Source organism: Streptomyces sp. NPDC002776 (genome assembly GCF_053592195.1).
The window spans coordinates 71683-88393 of record NZ_JBSFVG010000006.1; the positions used below are offsets into that span (position 1 = coordinate 71683).

Consider the following 16711-nt stretch of genomic DNA (forward strand, 5'->3'; position numbering starts at 1 on the left):
CGGGTGGTGGACGTTGTGCTGATGCAGGGCTTCGCAAACTTCATGTGGCTGCTGAGCATGGCCCTGATCCTTTTCAGCGGTTTCGCGCTGATCGACGCCGCCACGCGCCGCGAGGACGCCTACCGCGCGGCCGACAAGAAGACCAAGCCGTTCTGGCTGATCGTCCTCGGGCTCGCCTTCGTGGTGAACCTGATCTTCAACATCCTGTCGTTCCTGCCGATCATCGGCCTCATCGCCACGATCGTCTACATGGTGGACGTCCGCCCGGCGATCCGCTCCCTGCCCGGCGGCGGCCGCAACACCCGCAGGGGTTCGAGCAGCGACGGCCCCTACGGCCCGTGGAACGGCGGGCGCTGACCCCGCCCGCCCGGAGCGGGCCCCCGGCTCAGCGCTCCCGGTCCAGCAGCAGCACGGCCACGTCGTCCGTCAGCTCGCCGCCGTTGAGGTCCCGGACCTCGTTCACCGCCGCTCCCAGCAGCGCCTCTCCGCGCAGCCCTTCGGCCAGCTGCCGACGGACCATGGACACCATCCCGTCCTGGCCCAGCCGTTCCTTGCCCGCGCCGATCCGGCCCTCGATCAGCCCGTCGGTGTAGAGCATCAGGCTCCACTCGGCACCCAGCTCCACCTGCATCCGGGGCCAGCGGGCCCCGGGCAGCAGCCCGAGCGCCGGCCCGTTGTTGTCGTACGGCAGCAGCTGCGCCGCCCGCCCGGGGCGGGCCAGCAGCGGTGAGGGGTGCCCGGCCAGGCACAGCCCCGCCCGGCGGCCGTCCGGCGCTATGTCCACCGTGCACAGCGTCGCGAAGATCTCCTCGTCCGACCGCTCGTGCTCCAGCACCTGCTGCAGCGTGCCGAGCAGCTGGTCCCCGCAGAGCCCGGCCAGGGTCAGCGCCCGCCAGGCGATCCGCAGCTCGACACCGAGCGCGGCCTCGTCGGGACCGTGCCCGCAGACGTCGCCGATCATGGCGTGCACGGTGCCGTCGGAGGTGCGGACCACGTCGTAGAAGTCCCCGCCGAGCAGCGCCCGCGACCGGCCCGGCCGGTACCGCGCGGCGAACCGCAGGGGCGAGCCGTCCAGCAGCGGCGTGGGCAGCAGGCCCCGCTCCAGGCGCCGGTTCTCCTGCGCCCGCACCCGCCCCTCGGCGAGCCGGCGCTCCGCCGAGTCGGAGCGCTTGCGCTCCACCGCGTACCGGATCGCGCGGCTCAGCAGCCGGCCGTCCAGCTCGTCGCGATGCAGATAGTCCTGGGCGCCCACCCGGACCGCCTGCGCGCCGCGCTCGGCGTCGCCGGAGGCGGTGAGGGCGAGGACGGCGTGCCGCGGCGCGAGCTCCAGCACCTGCTTGAGCACGGCGAGCTCGTCGCTGTCGTCGCCGCGGCCCGGCGCGGGCAGCGCCAGGTCCAGCAGGATGCAGTGGACGTCGTCGGTGAGCAGCCGCTCGGCCTCGGTGAGGTTGCGGGCGGAGCGCACCCGGATCGGCCTGCCGGCCCGGTCGTGCAGTTCGGGCAGCACCGTGGAGCCGCCCGGGTCGTCCTCGATGAGCAGCAGCGTCAGCTGGGTGTGGGCGGCGCCGGTGGCACCGGTGTGGGGCGTGTTCGTCTGCTCGGTGTGCTCGACCGTGGCGTCCTTGCGCGGGGCCTCTCCGGCCGAGGGGCCGCCGACCGTGGGTGCGGCTGCCTGCGCCTGACCACTCTCCACGGCCGGGATCGCTCTCTGCCGCGGTACGGGTACGGGCATCGTCTTGGGTTCCTTCCCTCCCCCCGAGGGCATGGCGGGGACGAGGGACCTCGACCCACCGACGGGGACCATAGCGGTAGTCGGCCCCGCAACGGAATGGTGCAGGCCACGCCGTTCAGCGGCTGGCCACTGTCATATGCCGCGTTCCGTACCGCAGTTGGGCAGGGCGGCGGCCCCCGGGGGATGACGAACGTCACGCCCGCCCCCGGTTTGCACGGCCGTTGGGGTGCGGTGCGTCACGTGGCCCCGGTCACCCCGGGGCCCCGGTATGCGTGACTCCGGTCTCATACGTCCGGTCGTACGACCGCCAGGATCGGCATGGAACCGGCCCCCGCGATGGTCACCGTCCGCCCGGGGCGCGGAGAGTGCACCATCGCGCCGTCGCCGACGTACATCCCGACATGACTGGCGTCGTCGTTGTAGATGATGAGGTCGCCGGGGCGCATCTGCGCGATGTCGATGCGCGGAAGCTGCTTCCACTGCTCCTGCGAGGTGCGCGGAATCGCCACTCCGGCCGCCGCCCAGGCCTGCGAGGTCAGCCCGGAGCAGTCGAAGGTGTCGGGCCCCTCGGCGCCCCACTCGTACGGCTTGCCGAGCTGGGCGGTGGCGTACGCCACGGCCTTCTTGCCCTGCGCGGACGCCTTGCCGTCGATCTCGTCGAGTATCCCGGAGTCCAGCCAGGCCGTCTGCGCCTGGTGGGCGGCCCGTCGCTCCAGCTCGGCGAGGCGCTCCTTCTCCTCCGCCTCCAGCTCCGACTCCAGCTTCTCGGCGGCCTTGATCTGCTTCTTGATCTCCGCCTTCGCCCTGGCCTTGGTCTTGCGGTTGGCTTCCAGCTTCTCCCACTGGGCCGAGGCGTCCTTCGCGTACTGCTCCAAGTCCTGCTGGGTGCGGGTCAGTTCGCGCAGGAGGCCCTTGGTGGCGCGCTCGCCCTGGATCACCCGGCCCGCGCCGTCGAGGAACTCCTGCGGGTCGTCGCTGAGCATCAGGTGGGCCTCGTCGGGCAGTCCGCCGCTGCGGTACTGCGCGGCGGCCGCGGCACCGGCCCGCTTCTTGAGTTCGTCGACCTTCTTCTGGCCCTTGACGATCTTCTTCGCCAGGGCCACGAGCTCGGCGGACTGCTGCTCGGCCTTCTCCTCGGCGGAGTTGTACGCGTCGGTGGCGACGGCGGCGTCGTGATAGAGCCGGTCCAGCTTCTTGCGTACGACCTCAAGGTCCTTGGTGGTGGCCGGAGTCGGGGTCACGCTCGGCACCGGTGCCGGGGTCGGAGTCGCGAACGCGGTGCCCGGGGCCGCCAGCACGGTCACCGCGCAGACCACGGTGACGGCGGCGGTGATGAGGCTGCGCCTGCCCGTACCCATACCACTTCCCCCAACCTGATTAACCGTCAGTAACTTACGGATGCCTGGGGGATCGTGCCATGCCGCCGCGGAAAACGACAGAGGTCGCACACCCTGCTGCTTCCCCCCTCTCCCACCCCCGCACGACGATCTCCCCGCCTATGTGACGAACGACATACGGAGATCGTTCCCCGCAGGTCAGTGCGTTACGGCCGTGATCGCGCCGGCGCCAATGCCCCCCACGCCACCGTCACTTCGCCCTGCCGCCAGCGCGCCGGCCCGTCCAGCACCGGCCAGTCGGCCGTCAGCTCCCGCACCGCCCGGATCCAGCGCTGGCGGGCGCCGAAGGAGGCGTAGGGCGCGGCGGCGGCCCAGGCGCGGTCGAAGTCCCGCAGGAAGGCATGGACCGGCTCGCCGGGGACGTTGCGGTGGATGAGCGCCTTCGGCAGCCGCTCGGCGAGGTCCGAGGGCCGCTCCAGCGAGCCGAGCCGGGTCGCGAAGGTCACCGTCCGCGGCCCCTCGGGTCCGAGCGCGACCCACACGTGCCGCCGCCCGATCTCGTCGCAGGTCCCCTCGACCAGCAGCCCGCCCCGCGAGCCGGGGCCGGCCGGGGCCAGCCGCGCGCACAGCCGCTCCCACGCGGCGGCGACCTCGGCCTCCTCGTACTGGCGCAGCACATTGGCGGCCCGGATCAGCAGCGGCCGCCCCGGGACCGGGATCTCGAACCCGCCGTGCCGGAAGACCAGCCCCTCGCGCTCGTAGGGCCGGGCGGCAGCGACCCGCGCCGGGTCGATCTCGACGCCGACCACGCGCGCGCGGGGCGCGACGGTACGCAGCCGCTCCAGCAGTTCCAGGGCCGTCCAGGGCGCGGCGCCGTATCCGAGGTCGACCGTGACGGGGTCGGGGGCCCGCCGCAGCTCGGCCCCGTGCGTGGCCGCGATCCAGCGGTCCATGCGGCGCAGACGGTTGGGGTTGGTGGTCCCGCGCGTCACCGTTCCCACGGGGCCGGCGGGGGCGCGGGCTGTCATGTCTACGAGGGTATGCGGCTCACCGGGCGAGGTGGCGCCGCCAGTAGGTGGGCCGCCAGTAGTAGAGGACGGTCAGGTCGTCCGGCATCCGGCCGCCGGGCGCCTGCTCGAAGGGGTCCCGGGCGGGGTCGGCCGGGCGGAACCCCGGGTCCAGCGGCTCGTCGTCCTTCGGCGGGCGCGCCCGGCGCCGGACCTGCTCGGCCACCGCGCCGGTCCGCCGGTAGTTGGCCTGCGCCTCGATCAGGCTCAGCCCGTGGTTGGGGCCGAAGTCGATATGCGGGAAGCGCAGCTGGAAGGGGTCCTCCTCCCACCGGCAGACCTCGCAGATCTCGTAGGCCCACAGCTCCAGGAGCGTCAGATGGCCGCAGCAGGGACAGGGGAGCCGCTCTTCGGCGGGTAACTGGAGATCGTCCGGGTCCGGCATATGCCTGAGGGTAGGGCGGCGGCCTTGCGCCCGCGCCCTCTTTTCGGGGTTGCGCGGCCGCCCGTTCCCGGGCCACGCAGCCTGCCCTCGAACGGTTGAGCGACTGGCGGTAATGATTCGGCAAAGAACCCTCGGCCGGAAATGGAGCCGGACCTTCCGGTGTTCACCCCCGTGGAGGGCCCGCACGTCCTCCCTCAGGCATGCCCGCAGCGAGGAGGAACGCCCCGTGAGCCACTACGTCGGCAGGCTCGGGCGTCGCTCCGCGGTGACACCCCCGCGGTTGCGTCTGCACCGCCGGCCTCGCCGTATCGCGATGCTCTCCGTGCACACCTCACCGCTCCACCAGCCCGGCACCGGGGACGCCGGCGGCATGAACGTGTACATCGTGGAGCTCGCGCAGCGCCTCGCCGCGATCAACATCGAGGTCGAGATCTTCACCCGCGCCACCACCGCCGCCCTCCCGCCCACCGTGGAGATGGCCCCCGGCGTCCTGGTCCGGCACGTCGACGCGGGCCCCTACGAGGGCCTCGCCAAGGAAGAACTCCCTGCCCAGCTCTGCGCCTTCACCCACGGCGTGATGCAGGCCTGGGCCGGCCACCGCCCCGGCTACTACGACCTCGTGCACTCGCACTACTGGCTCTCCGGCCACGTCGGCTGGCTCGCCGCCCAGCGATGGGGCACCCCCCTGGTGCACGCCATGCACACCATGGCCAAGGTCAAGAACGCCAACCTCGCCGCGGGCGACACCCCCGAACCGGCCGCCCGGGTCATCGGCGAGACCCAGATCGTCGCCGCCGCCGACCGGCTCATCGCGAACACCGCGGAGGAGGCCGACGAACTCGTCCGCCACTACCACGCGGACCCCGGCAAGGTCGGCGTGGTCCACCCCGGCGTCAACCTCGACCGCTTCTCGCCGGCCGACGGCCGCGCCGCCGCCCGGGCCCGCCTCGGCCTGCCCCAGGACGCCCTGATCCCGCTCTTCGCGGGCCGCATCCAGCCCCTGAAGGCCCCGGACGTCCTGCTCCGCGCGGTCGCCGTGCTGCTCGACGAACGCCCCGAGCTGCGCTCGCGCATCCTCGTGCCCGTCGTCGGCGGCCCCAGCGGCAGCGGCCTCGCCAAACCCGAGGGCCTGCAGAAGCTGGCGGCCCGCCTCGGCATCGCCGATGTCGTACGGTTCCGCCCGCCCGTCGGCCAGGAACAGCTCGCGGACTGGTTCCGGGCCGCCTCGGTCCTCGTCATGCCCTCCTACAGCGAGTCCTTCGGCCTGGTCGCCATAGAGGCACAGGCGTCCGGTACGCCGGTGCTCGCGGCGTCGGTCGGCGGACTGCCGGTGGCCGTGCGCGACGGACGGACCGGCTTCCTCGTACAAGGCCATCAACCGGCCGCCTACGCGCGCGTGCTGCGCGAATTCGCCGACCAGCCGGAGCTGTCCGCCCGGATGGGCGCCGCCGCGGCCCGGCACGCCCAGTCCTTCGGCTGGGACACCGCGGCGGCCGCCACCGCGGACGTCTACACGGCGGCGGCCCAGGCCCACCGCCGTCGCGTACGCTCGCACCATGGGTGATGCGCAGCAGACCGTCGAGGACTTCCTCCAGGACGCGGAGCTGGCGTGGGAGAGCCCCGAGCCCGGCACCTACGTCGCGAAACTCCCCGGCACGCGCAAGCTGTCGACCACGCTCTCCCTGCGGCTCGGCCGCCACTCGCTGTCGCTGAACGCCTTCGTCATCCGCCACCCCGACGAGAACGAGCCCGGCGTCCACCGCTGGCTCCTGGAGCGCAACCTCAAGCTCTACGGCGTCAGTTACGCCGTCGACCAGCTCGGCGACGTCTACGTCACCGCCAAGCTGCCCCTCTCGTCCGTCACCCCCGACGAACTCGACCGCCTCCTCGGCCAGACCCTGGAAGCCGCCGACGGCGCCTTCAACACCCTGCTGGAACTGGGCTTCGCGAGCGCCATCCGCAAGGAGTACGAGTGGCGTGTCTCCCGAGGCGAGTCCACCCGCAACCTCGACGCCTTCACCCACCTGACCCAGCGTCCCACCGGGTCGTCCTAGGAGCGCTCCCCGTGCCGAGCCCCCGTCCCCGCGTATCTCCCCGGGGTCGTGCCCACCAGCTTGCGGAAGTGGCGGGTGAGGTGGGCCTGGTCGTAGAAGCCGGTCGCCGCCGCGACCTCGCCGAGCGGGCGGCCGTCCAGGAGGAGGCGGCGGGCGCGGTCCACGCGGCGGGAGTTCAGGTACTGGTGCGGGGCGATGCCGTAGGCGGTGCTGAACGCCCGTACCAGGTGGGCGGGATGGGCCTGGAGCAGTCCCGCCGCCTCCTGCAGTGAGAGCCCTTCGACGACCCGTTCGTCGAGGAGTTCGCGCAGGCTGCGGGCTAGGGCGGGACCGCTGCGGGCTCCGTCCGCCGGGCGCGCCCGCAGATGCGTGCGCAGCCGCTCCCCGACGAGCGTCAGCCGGCTCTCGGCCTCCAGCTCGTCGCCGGGGCGGGCCAGGGCGGTGTGCAGTTGGCCGACCCGGTGCCGCAGCAGCGGGTCGCGCAGGTCGGGAGTGTCCACGGCGGCCCCGATGAGGTCGGCGGCGAGCCGGGAGGTGTCGAGGTAGAGGACGCGCTTGCGGAAGCCGTGCGGGGTCGCCGGAGCGCCGTTGTGCGGGACGTGCGGCGGCAGCAGCGTCACCGTGCCGTGCGGGGTGCCGTGCTCGTGCCGGTCGAGGTCGTACCGTACGGCGCCGTCGTCGACGATGAGGAGCGTCCACGCCTCGTGGACGTGCATCGGATAGGCGTACTCGGTGAAGTGCGCGTGGAAGACCTCGACGACACCCGGAACCCGGGGACGCCAGGCGGTCACCTCGCGCTGAGCGGCCATGCAAAGAACGTACAAGACGCGGCTGTACGGCGGTCGGCAGTCTCGGTCCATGAACGCGACGAACCCGCTCACCGCCGAACCGATCCGCTTCGACACGAAGATCGCCGTGCTGCTGCGCGAGGACCTGGAGCCCTGGCAGCGGCTGAACGTGACCGCGTTCCTGGTCAGCGGCCTGGGCACCCAGGTCCCCGAGGTGATCGGGGAGCCGTACGAGGACGCCGACCAGGTGGCGTACCTGCCGATGTTCCGGCAGCCGGTGCTGGTCTTCCAGGGCTCCAAGGAGACGCTGACGGCGGCCCACGCGCGCGTGCTGTCGCGGGCGCTGCCGCGCGCCCTGTTCACGTCCGACCTGTTCGCCACCGGCAACGACCGGGACAACCGGGCCGCCGTACGGGCCGTGCCGACGCGGGACCTGGACCTGGTGGGGCTGGCCGTGCACGGGCCGCGCAACGCGGTGGACAAGGTGCTGAAGGGAGCCCGGATGCACCCCTGAGGGGCATTCCCGGGCGTCAGGCGGCGGCGGTCTCGGGGCGGGCCGGGGCCGGCGCCGCGGCCGGGGTCTCCGGGGCCGGCAGGCGGCGCATGAGCACGCCGTACCCGATCCCCGCGACGGTCCCGATCACCGCGCACAGCCCCCACAGCCACTCCGCGCCGTACCGGTCGATGACGACCCCGGACATCAGCGGCGCGACCAGCGAGGCGACGGCCCAGGACATGGTGTACATGCCCTGGTAGCGGCCCCGGCCGTGGGTGGGGGAGAGCCGGACGACCAGGCTGGTCTGGGTCGGGGCGTTGACGATCTCCGCGAGGGTCCAGACGCAGACGGTGAGGGCGAACAGGCCCACGGACCCGGCGAAGGCGGTCAGCCCGAAGCCGTACCCGGCGAGCACCGAGGAGATCACCAGCAGCCGCCGGGGATCGCGGTGCTCGATGAACCGGGTGACCGGGATCTGCAGGACGACGATCAGCACGCCGTTGACGGCGATGGCCATGCCGTAGTCGGCCGGGGTGAACCCGGCGTCGCCCATGGCGACGGGCAGGCCGATGTAGCCCTGCTGGAAGATGAGGGCGATCAGGAAGGACAGGCCCACGACGCCCATGAACCGCCCGTCCCGCAGCACGGTCCCGAGTCCTACGGCGGACTCCTCGGCCTTCACCGCCTCCGTGCGCTCGGGCCGGGACTCGGGCAGCTTCAGGAAGACGACGATCGCGCAGGCCAGGGTCATGACGCCCTCGGCGAGGAAGCCGACCCGGTAGCTGTACTCGGCGATGAACCCGGCGGCCATGGAGGAGACGGCGAAACCGAGGTTGATGGCCCAGTAGTTGAGCGAGAACGCGCGTACCCGGTCCTCGGGCCGGACGATGTCGGCCATCATCGCCTGCACGGCGGGCCGGGAGGCGTTGGAGGCCATCCCGACGAGGAAGGCGACGCCGGCGATGGCGGCGGGGTGCTGCACGAACCCCAGCGCGGCCACCGAGACGGCGGTGGCGCTCTGCGAGACCAGCAGCGTGGGCCGCCGCCCGAGCCGGTCGGTCATCACCCCGCCGCCGAGCGAGGAGACGACACCGCCGAGGCCGTGCAGGGCGACGACGAGACCGGCGTAGGAGGCGGAGTAGCCGCGGTCCAGGGTCAGGTACAGCGCCATGAAGGTGGCGACGAAGCCGCCGAGCCGGTTGACGAGGGTGCTGGTCCACAGCCACCAGAACTCCCGGGGCAGCCCCGAGACGGTCTCCCGGACGGCACGTCTCAGGGCGGCGACAGACATGAGGATCCCCCGGATGTGTAAGTGGCGCGAGCGGCAACCACAACTTACGAAGTGCCGTCGGCCGGGGGCCACTCAATTAACAGATCCCGTCAACCGTCCGCCTTCTGGTCGGGGGCGCAAGTGATCAGAAGGTTCGATTACGCTCCTTCTCATGGCCGACGCACCGTACAAGCTGATCCTCCTCCGCCACGGCGAGAGCGAGTGGAACGCGAAGAACCTGTTCACCGGCTGGGTGGACGTCAACCTCAACGAGAAGGGCGAGAAGGAGGCAGTCCGCGGTGGCGAACTCCTGAAGGACGCCGACCTCCTGCCCGACGTGGTCCACACGTCCCTCCAGAAGCGGGCGATCCGTACGGCGCAGCTGGCCCTCGAGGCCGCCGACCGCCACTGGATCCCGGTCCACCGCTCCTGGCGCCTGAACGAACGCCACTACGGCGCCCTCCAGGGCAAGGACAAGGCCCAGACGCTGGCCGAGTTCGGCGAGGAGCAGTTCATGCTCTGGCGCCGCTCCTACGACACCCCGCCGCCGCCACTCGAGGACGGCGCGGAGTTCTCCCAGTCCGGCGACGCGCGCTACGCCACCATCCCCCCGGAGCTGCGCCCCCGCACGGAGTGCCTGAAGGACGTCGTCGTCCGCATGCTCCCCTACTGGTACGACGGCATCGTCCCCGACCTCCTGGCCGGCCGCACGGTCCTGGTGGCGGCCCACGGCAACAGCCTGCGCGCCCTGGTCAAGCACCTGGACGGCGTCTCGGACGCCGACATCGCGGGCCTGAACATCCCGACGGGCATCCCCCTGTCCTACAGCCTCGACGCCGACTTCAAGCCCCTGAACCCGGGCGGCACCTACCTCGACCCCGACGCGGCGGCCGCAGCGATCGAGGCCGTGAAGAACCAGGGCAAGAAGAAGTAAGGTTTGTGATCATGCCCCCGACCTGCGCATACGGCGCGGGGCGGGGGCATTTTTACGACCTGGGCCCTCTGTGGGACCTCAACGCGGCGAGTCTTGCGGCGGTCGGAGTGCCTCCCCGAGTGCCTTCCGGGCCCGGTCACCGCTGCTCGGCATGAGGTGCGCGTACACCTTCAAGGTGAGTCCTGGGTCAGAGTGCCCGAGATACTCGCTGACAGCCTTGATGCTCTCTCCCGCGTCCAACAGCACCGACGCGTAGAAGTGCCTCAGGGCGTGCATGCCGTGCTCGCGCGCGGCGGAGTGCTCCCGGCTCTTGGCCTTCGGGATGACGCCCACGGACGCCAGAGCGGGCTTCCAGTGGTCCTCATTCAGCGAGGTGCGCCAGACGTGGCCACCGTTGGGCCCGGTGAAGATCAGACGCTTGGTTACGGGCCGGCCGTTCGCCCGCATCCAAGGCAGCGTGATCTCGACGGGCGGGAACCGCTTGATGTGCTCCTTGAGCGCTTCCGCCACGGGATCGGGCAGCGGGACGTCACGGAGCTTGCCCCCCTTCGGGGGTGCGAACACGGCCTTACTCAGGCTGAGCTTGAGCTGCTGCACCACGTGCAGGGTGCCGCTGTCGAAGTCCAGCTCATCCACGGACAGCCCGAGGATCTCGCCTTGCCGTAAGCCACAGCCGGCGCCCATGTCCACCATGGGTCGGAAGCGTTCGACCATGGCGGCCCGCATGGCGAAGACGCGGTCCGGCTGCCAGGGAACGACACGGCGCATCCCCATCTCGGGGAGCGTCACCGTGCGTGAGTTGCACGGGTTCCGGCGAAGGTAGCCGTCCTCTACGGCCGCAGAGAGCACCGCCCGGACGTTGGAGAAGATCACGCGGGCGTACGCGCCGGACATGCCAGACGCTTCGAGCTGCGTCACGAACGCGCGGATGTGGCTGGGTTGGAAGGAGCCGAGGGCGCGCGACCCGATGCGTGGGAAGGCGTGCAGCCTGAGTTGGGACTGCATGGACGCGCGGGTGTTCGGGTCACCACTCTGGCTCGCGAGCCAGCCTTCCGCGAACTCCTGAAACGACGTCCGCGATGCGTTCGGGTCGATGTAGTCGCCGCGCGCCACGTCCGCTGTGACCTTGCTCAGCCACTGCTCAGCGAGCCGCTTCTGTCCGTCGGGGAAGGACTTGCCCTTGCGCTTGCCGTCGGGTGCGAAGTAGCGGGCGCGGTAGCGGAGACCCGTCCCGTAGCGCTCGGTCTTGACGCGGATGGTCTTGCCGTTGGCGTCGATCTCGGTCTTGTACCAGCGGTCTTGGATGCTGCCTGCCATCGGTGGTGGAGTCCCTTCTCAGCATGGATCAGGGGTGGCCGTTCAACGGCCACCCCTGGCGGTATGCGAGGTTGCGTCAGGCCGCGACGCGGTCGACGTTCTTGAGCTGAGCGACGTACGCCCCCACTTCGGCGGGGTCATAGCGCACGTACTTGCCGACACGGAAACCGGGAGGACCGGTGCGCTTCCTGCGCCACTGGTAGACGGTTTCGAGGGGGACGCCGAAGATCTCAGCGATGTCTTCGGGAGTGAGGTAACGATCGGGGAGACCGCTGCGGAGGGTGGCGCGGGGGTCGGGCTGAGCGGAACGGGTTCGGCTCATGGAGTCCTCAAAGGTTGAGTCGGCGCTGGCTTTAGGACGTCTCTCGGACTCCGTCTGTGTCCGAGGCGTGGATTCCTGCGTCATTGCGTCATCAGCGACATTCCGCCCTCTGACCTGCACTTTTGCTTGACGCGGTGGATAGGTGCTGCGTCATCCGTGCGGCAGGGGCTTCGTCATCGGGTGACGCAGATGACGCAGGGTGACGCAGGGCCCGGTGTCTGCGTCATGAATTTCGTCGCAGGTCAGCGGCCGTTTTTCTGTCGGCGTGACGCAGATGACGCAGCGTCTTCCCTCTTAGGACAAAAGAGGGGGTGTCTGTCGTAGTGCGGTGGCGCCTCAAGCGCGAAGAAGGAGCCGCTTCGCGGCACGTCCTTTGGGCGGCGTTCCGCCGAACAGCAAGAGGAGCACGCCTGGCCGGTGGTGCTCCTCTTGCTTGTTCAGGTAGGTACGGGTGCCGGTCAGAACATGCGCCTCGGTTCCTGCGGGGTGGGCGGAGCGGGGCGGGTCATTTCGAGGTAGCGGCCCGCGCTGGTGCGCCCGGAGTCGATGAGTACGCCCCGGGCGGCGAGGGTGGGCTGTAGGCGCTTGAGACGGTCGGAGAGCACCTTCCCGGTGGTCGGCCACCCCTTCGGCAGGGGACGCAGCCCTTCACCGTTGTAGAGGCCGCTCAGGAGGTGCAGCCACTCCGTGGACGTCATCCGCTGTGCCGCGCCCGGGGAAATGGTGTCGGCGTGACGCAGGACGGTCTGCGCGAGCAGGTCACCTTCGATAACGTCGTCGTTCAGGTCGTCCAGGCTGGCCCGGTAGGCGGCGAGGACCCCGAGCCCGGTCGCGGCATCGAGCTGCGCGCACAGGTGCGCGAAGTCGGCCATCCGCAGATCCGTCGGCGTCTCGGCTTTTGCCGCGCGGACCTTGACCGTGAGGTCCAGGAGCGAGCCGAGGACGATGGGCAGCGCTTCCGCGTACTCCGCCCACAGCTCGGCTTCGGTGCGCCGCACCTTGGGGCGTTCCAGGCGCAGCGGCAGGAGCCGTTCGGCCAGGTCGGGTCGGATGACGCCGACATCGATGCCGGTCAGGAGCAGGGGGCGCCGGTAGCCGACGCGGAAGACGTCTCCGTCGGTGAACAGGGCCCGCTTGACGTTCTCGGCGCCGGTCACGATGCAGCACATCGCATCGGACAGGTCCGGGGTCATGTGGGACAGGTTGTCCAGGGCCGTGACCCATCCCGCCGACACCGCTGCGATCAGGTTCTCTTCATCCTTGGGAGCCCGGCGGAGGTCTCCGCTCATGCCCTCCACGATCCGGATCAGCATCCGCCCACCGGTGGACTTGCCCGCTCCCTGCGGCCCGGTCAGGAACGGGGCCGGGACGGGCACCGATGGACCGAGGCAGCCGATGAGCCAGGCGATGGCCAGGCACTCGGTCTCGGCGGTGGCGAAGTTGCACAGCCGCATCAGCGCGTCGATGCCCTTGCCGTCGGTGTCCTTGACCGGCAGCGGCAGTTCCCCGGTGAGCTGTGTGCGCCGCCAGCAGACTTCGCGCGGGTCGGGGGTAAGGATGTCCCAGCCCGAGGGGTGGATACGGACGGACCGCCCGTCATCGCGCCCGAGGTCCAGCCACGTCGCCCCGTCAAAGCCCGGAGCAACGCGGATGTAGACGGGCTGCACGTCCTCGCTCAGCGCGAGCGCCTCGATCAGGTCCAGCGCCTCTTTCAGCGCGCTGCCGTTGAAGACGCCTTTTCCGTCACGGAACAGTCCCACCATGAGTTCCTGCCGGTGACTTCCCGTGGTGCCCTGCGAGCGGATCGGACGGGCCACGGGGTGGCCCTTGCGCTGGGCGTACACGGTGCCGTCGGGGGTGCGGAAGTACCGGAAGTGCGCCTGTGCGTAGTCGGTGATGATCTCGCGGGCCGGGGTCTTGTCGTCGTCAGCCACGGTCACACTCCCAGCGTGGTGCGGGCGTTGGTCCAGGCGTCCGTGCAGTGCCGAGGGCTCTCTCCCTTGGTCTGCGCGGCGGTGAACAGTCGGGCGATGTGGGCATCGGTGAGGCAGCCGCACCGGCCGTGTGTGGAGAGCACGGCGAGGAACGTGCGGTAGACGGTGGCGTGCACGGCCTCCCGGGCCTGGGTGATGCGCTGCTCCGCCATGGCAATCCCACGGTCCAGGTAGGTGGGCGTGCGGTGCGGGCAGACGCCGCTCGCGCTCGACGCGGGCACCGTGACGGCCACCGGTCGGGTCGGGGCTGGCTCCTTCACGGTCAAAGCGCGCACGGCGTACGGCAGGGCCGTCATGGTGCCGGTGCCGGGTCCGAGCCACCGGGCGTAGGCCATGGTCGACTTGATGTCGACGCCGGGCCGTACGGCGTTGGCGCCCTGCATGGTGCCCTGGTAGATCCAGTGCTCGCCTCGGGTTGTCGGCACGGTCCGCGTGGCGGGCAGGCTTACACGGGCCCACGCGATGGCTTCCGTGTTGTCCAAGTCCACGACAGTGAGGCCGGCGCCACCGGGGTGGTAAGCCACGCCCGTCGCGTCCCGCCACGCCCGCGCCCACTTCGGCGCGTTGATGACGTTCGAGTCGGTGGTGGCGGCGGCCCATCCGTGGCACGGCGCGGGGCAGGTGCAGGGGCCGGGGGTCTTCATGTTCGGCCGGCCACCGCAGGTGTTCTTGGCGCAGGCCGGGCAGTTCCCGAAGGGCACCTTTCCCGCTCGTAACGGCAGTACGGGCATGCCGTGGGCCGCGAGGCTGAGGGCCGTTGCCAGGTGGGCGCTCATGCGGCCACCCCCAGCGCCGGGATGAGGGAGGCCAGGGCAGCGGTGCCGATGTGGCGGGCGTAGGCGGGCGGGATGCACTCGCGGATGCCGTCGCGGTTCATCCACGGCACTTGGAGCACCCGGCGGGCGAGGGGGACGCCGGAGAAGTTGCCGACGAACTGGCCGTAATGGCCCGGCGGTACGGGTCGGCCCATCTTCGCTTGAGGCACCGTGTGCATGGTGTGCGCGGGCTGTTCGAGGGTGAAGCCACCGCCGGCCTCGAAGAACCGGTGCCGGTAGTTGTCCAGCCCGAACATCGTCGCGCACAGCATCACCGGGGCGTGCAGCTTGGGGACTGCGCCGCGCACGTTCTCGATCACCCACGGCCGTCCTGTCGTCTCCAGCGCGGTGCGGGTAGGAGCGATCAGGTCCGGGTGGTCGTTGCCCTGGATGCGCTGGCATTCGGTGTCGTGCTGGCACGGCGGGGATGCGTGGATGAAGTCGAAGGCGGCCCCGTGCTCCATGACGAACGCGATCGCGTCGGCCTGGATGAACCGGTACGGGTAGCGCGGCTGGGGGTCCTTGTCGACGCCGGTCACGACGAATCCGGCGTCGGCGTAGCCCTTGCCTGCGCCGCCCTGGCAGCAGAACAGATCCAGCAGCGTCGGCCGGTGGCCGCGTACTCGCCGGATGTCGGTGGGTTGGGTCATGCTGGAGGTCTCCAGTTCCTAGACGTGCTGGATTGGCGGCGGCCCCGGTTCTTGGTCGGATGGGGGCCGCCGTTGTTGTTCGTCGGGGGTGGTCAGGCGGCTTGCTGGCCGGGCAGGAGCCGGCCGTCGGCGGTCCTGTGCACGGCTCCGTCGGCGGTAAGGGCTCGGATTTCGCGGGAGACGGTGCCCTTGTTCAGGCCGGTCCGGTCGGCCACGTCCTTGGCCGTTCGGGCACCGGCCTGCACGGCGGCCAGCACCTTGTCCCGGTTGGTTGCCGCGCCGGACGGTGCGGCGGCTTCTTTGACCAGGTGCAGCGGTCGCGGCGACTGCCCGCCGGTCGACTGGTCCGGGGTCCAGATCGATTTGGGCAGTGCGCGCACTCCTGCGTCGTCCAGGGTCCAGGTGCGGAGCATGCGCGGCCCGTAGCCCTTGAGGTAGCCATGGCCTCGGTACTCGCGGCCCTCGGGAATCTGGTGCGGGGCGTAGTGCGCGCAGTCATCCAGCGCCACCTGTGCTTGCGTCGTGCCGGCCACCCGCAGCGAAAACCTGGTGAGCAGGTTCGGTGCGATCAGCTTGTGCACGCCCGGCGCCCCACCGTCGGTGAGCGGGTACTGCGTCGCCCACCACAGGACAACCCCGCGCGAGCGGCCGAGCGAGGACAGTTCGATCAGGCGTTGCAGCCGATCCTTGTCCTTGCTGATCAGGGCAAGGATCACCTGCCCCTCGTCCACGACGACGGTGAGCTGACGGCCGTCCCACACGCTGATCCCGCGCTTCTTCATGTCGACCTTGCGGCGGGTCATCTCCGCGTGCGCGTCGTCCACCGTGGTGGTGATCTCGTCGCGTTCCACGGCGACGCGGCACGCGGACTCCCAGATGTTGGCCTCTTCGCCCTTGCCGTCGATGAGCAGCAGGTCACCGCGCAGATGGGCGGTCGCCATGAGCGGGCGGAACGACCAGGACTTACCGGTGCCGGACGCCCCGGACACCAACAGCCGCTCATCGAACGGGATCAGCACCTCGTCACCGGTCTCCGTGTCCAGACCGAGGCTCATCACGGTGGCATCGGCCGGGATGCGGTCCGGAGTCCACAGCGAGGAGACGCCCGCGGCTGCCGAGCGGGTGGCCAGCGTGATGACGGCCCACCCGCCGCGTGAGGCGGACGTGATCCGTATGCGCAGCGCGGTCCGGGCACCGAGCAGCGCACGGACCGAGTCGGTCTTGTCCGCGAGCGTCTTGACCGTCCACGTGCCATCCAGCCGGATCTCACACCGGATGCCACCCGGCTCCATGGCCGGGGGTGTGGTGACGGTGCCGGACAGGCCACGGTCGGGGGCGTGCTCGACCCAGTACGACGGGTCGAGCCGCTCCATGAGCTGACGCTCTTCCACCGTGACGGACTCATCGACCGGCACCCGCAGTTTGCGGCGGCCGAGCGCGAGACCAGCCACGTTCGCGCCGATGAGCGCGGCGGACGTGGCGGCCGGCCACAGGGTCAGGTTCGAGGCGGACATGACCACGGACGTGATGACCGTGGGCACGGCATGCAG

17 protein-coding genes are annotated in these 16711 nt (G+C 70.9%); 5 read left to right on the forward strand and 12 right to left on the reverse strand.

The features are described 5' to 3' along the window. Nucleotides 1-21 precede the first annotated feature (21 nt). The gene (locus ACWD11_RS14480) at nucleotides 22-357 is read left to right on the forward strand and encodes a DUF2516 family protein (protein WP_389418053.1); all 336 of its coding nucleotides are present in this window, start codon (nucleotides 22-24) and stop codon (nucleotides 355-357) included. 28 nt (nucleotides 358-385) lie between these two features. On the opposite strand, the gene ACWD11_RS14485 is transcribed toward ACWD11_RS14480, so the two are convergent. The 4 genes from ACWD11_RS14485 to ACWD11_RS14500 all read right to left on the reverse strand — a co-directional run bounded on the left by ACWD11_RS14485 (nucleotide 386) and on the right by ACWD11_RS14500 (nucleotide 4521). Further along, nucleotides 386-1732, reverse strand: a complete 1347-nt coding sequence (locus ACWD11_RS14485) for a PP2C family protein-serine/threonine phosphatase (RefSeq protein ID WP_389418054.1) — start codon at nucleotides 1730-1732, stop codon at nucleotides 386-388. Nucleotides 1733-2016: 284 nt separating this feature from the next. Beyond that, nucleotides 2017-3090, reverse strand: coding sequence for an NlpC/P60 family protein (locus ACWD11_RS14490; protein ID WP_451283212.1), 1074 nt, complete (start codon nucleotides 3088-3090; stop codon nucleotides 2017-2019). Nucleotides 3091-3275: 185 nt separating this feature from the next. Then, nucleotides 3276-4097 (reverse strand): class I SAM-dependent methyltransferase, encoded by an 822-nt coding sequence (locus tag ACWD11_RS14495; protein ID WP_451283214.1) that lies wholly within the window; start codon nucleotides 4095-4097, stop codon nucleotides 3276-3278. A gap of 19 nt (nucleotides 4098-4116) precedes the next feature. Continuing rightward, on the reverse strand, nucleotides 4117-4521 hold the full coding sequence (locus ACWD11_RS14500) for a CPCC family cysteine-rich protein (protein WP_389418057.1): 405 nt from the start codon (nucleotides 4519-4521) through the stop codon (nucleotides 4117-4119). A gap of 226 nt (nucleotides 4522-4747) precedes the next feature. On the opposite strand from ACWD11_RS14500, the gene mshA reads away from it, so the two are divergent. After that, a complete protein-coding gene (gene mshA / locus ACWD11_RS14505; protein WP_389418058.1) occupies nucleotides 4748-6085 on the forward strand; it encodes a D-inositol-3-phosphate glycosyltransferase in 1338 nt (445 codons plus the stop codon). Continuing rightward, entirely contained in the window at nucleotides 6078-6575 is a 498-nt protein-coding gene (locus tag ACWD11_RS14510) for a YbjN domain-containing protein (RefSeq protein ID WP_451283216.1), read from the forward strand. Before mshA ends, ACWD11_RS14510 begins: the two co-directional genes overlap by 8 nt. Here ACWD11_RS14510 and ACWD11_RS14515 read toward each other — a convergent pair. Further along, nucleotides 6572-7384: a helix-turn-helix transcriptional regulator gene (locus tag ACWD11_RS14515; RefSeq protein WP_389418060.1), complete on the reverse strand. Its 813-nt coding sequence runs from the start codon at nucleotides 7382-7384 to the stop codon at nucleotides 6572-6574. The two genes, ACWD11_RS14510 and ACWD11_RS14515, sit on opposite strands and share 4 nt — an antisense overlap. 49 nt (nucleotides 7385-7433) lie before the next feature. Between ACWD11_RS14515 and ACWD11_RS14520 the strand changes: the two genes are divergently transcribed. Continuing rightward, the gene (locus tag ACWD11_RS14520; protein WP_389418061.1) at nucleotides 7434-7877 is read left to right on the forward strand and encodes a DUF2000 family protein; all 444 of its coding nucleotides are present in this window, start codon (nucleotides 7434-7436) and stop codon (nucleotides 7875-7877) included. Between the two features lie 16 nt (nucleotides 7878-7893). Here ACWD11_RS14520 and ACWD11_RS14525 read toward each other — a convergent pair whose 3' ends face one another. Further along, nucleotides 7894-9150: an MDR family MFS transporter gene (locus ACWD11_RS14525; protein WP_389418062.1), complete on the reverse strand. Its 1257-nt coding sequence runs from the start codon at nucleotides 9148-9150 to the stop codon at nucleotides 7894-7896. 151 nt (nucleotides 9151-9301) lie between these two features. On the opposite strand from ACWD11_RS14525, the gene ACWD11_RS14530 reads away from it, so the two are divergent. Further along, nucleotides 9302-10063, forward strand: a complete 762-nt coding sequence (locus tag ACWD11_RS14530; RefSeq protein WP_389418063.1) for a phosphoglyceromutase — start codon at nucleotides 9302-9304, stop codon at nucleotides 10061-10063. Between the two features lie 78 nt (nucleotides 10064-10141). Here the strand turns inward: ACWD11_RS14530 and ACWD11_RS14535 are convergent, their stop codons facing one another. The 6 genes from ACWD11_RS14535 to ACWD11_RS14560 form a co-directional block, all read right to left on the reverse strand. Then, complete coding sequence (locus tag ACWD11_RS14535) at nucleotides 10142-11380, reverse strand: tyrosine-type recombinase/integrase (protein WP_451283219.1); 1239 nt, start codon at nucleotides 11378-11380, stop codon at nucleotides 10142-10144. A 76-nt stretch (nucleotides 11381-11456) separates the two neighbouring features. Continuing rightward, nucleotides 11457-11702 carry a helix-turn-helix transcriptional regulator gene (locus ACWD11_RS14540; protein WP_451283221.1) on the reverse strand — a complete coding sequence of 82 codons (246 nt, stop codon included), beginning with the start codon at nucleotides 11700-11702 and terminating at the stop codon, nucleotides 11457-11459. Nucleotides 11703-12160: 458 nt separating this feature from the next. Beyond that, nucleotides 12161-13636: an ATP-binding protein gene (locus ACWD11_RS14545; protein WP_451283223.1), complete on the reverse strand. Its 1476-nt coding sequence runs from the start codon at nucleotides 13634-13636 to the stop codon at nucleotides 12161-12163. 2 nt (nucleotides 13637-13638) lie between these two features. Further along, complete coding sequence (locus tag ACWD11_RS14550; protein ID WP_451283225.1) at nucleotides 13639-14472, reverse strand: bifunctional DNA primase/polymerase; 834 nt, start codon at nucleotides 14470-14472, stop codon at nucleotides 13639-13641. Further along, the gene (locus ACWD11_RS14555; protein ID WP_451283227.1) at nucleotides 14469-15161 is read right to left on the reverse strand and encodes a class I SAM-dependent methyltransferase; all 693 of its coding nucleotides are present in this window, start codon (nucleotides 15159-15161) and stop codon (nucleotides 14469-14471) included. The genes ACWD11_RS14550 and ACWD11_RS14555 overlap by 4 nt, the downstream gene beginning before the upstream one ends. A 92-nt stretch (nucleotides 15162-15253) precedes the next feature. After that, entirely contained in the window at nucleotides 15254-16702 is a 1449-nt protein-coding gene (locus tag ACWD11_RS14560; RefSeq protein ID WP_451283229.1) for an ATP-binding protein, read from the reverse strand. Nucleotides 16703-16711: the final 9 nt, after the last annotated feature.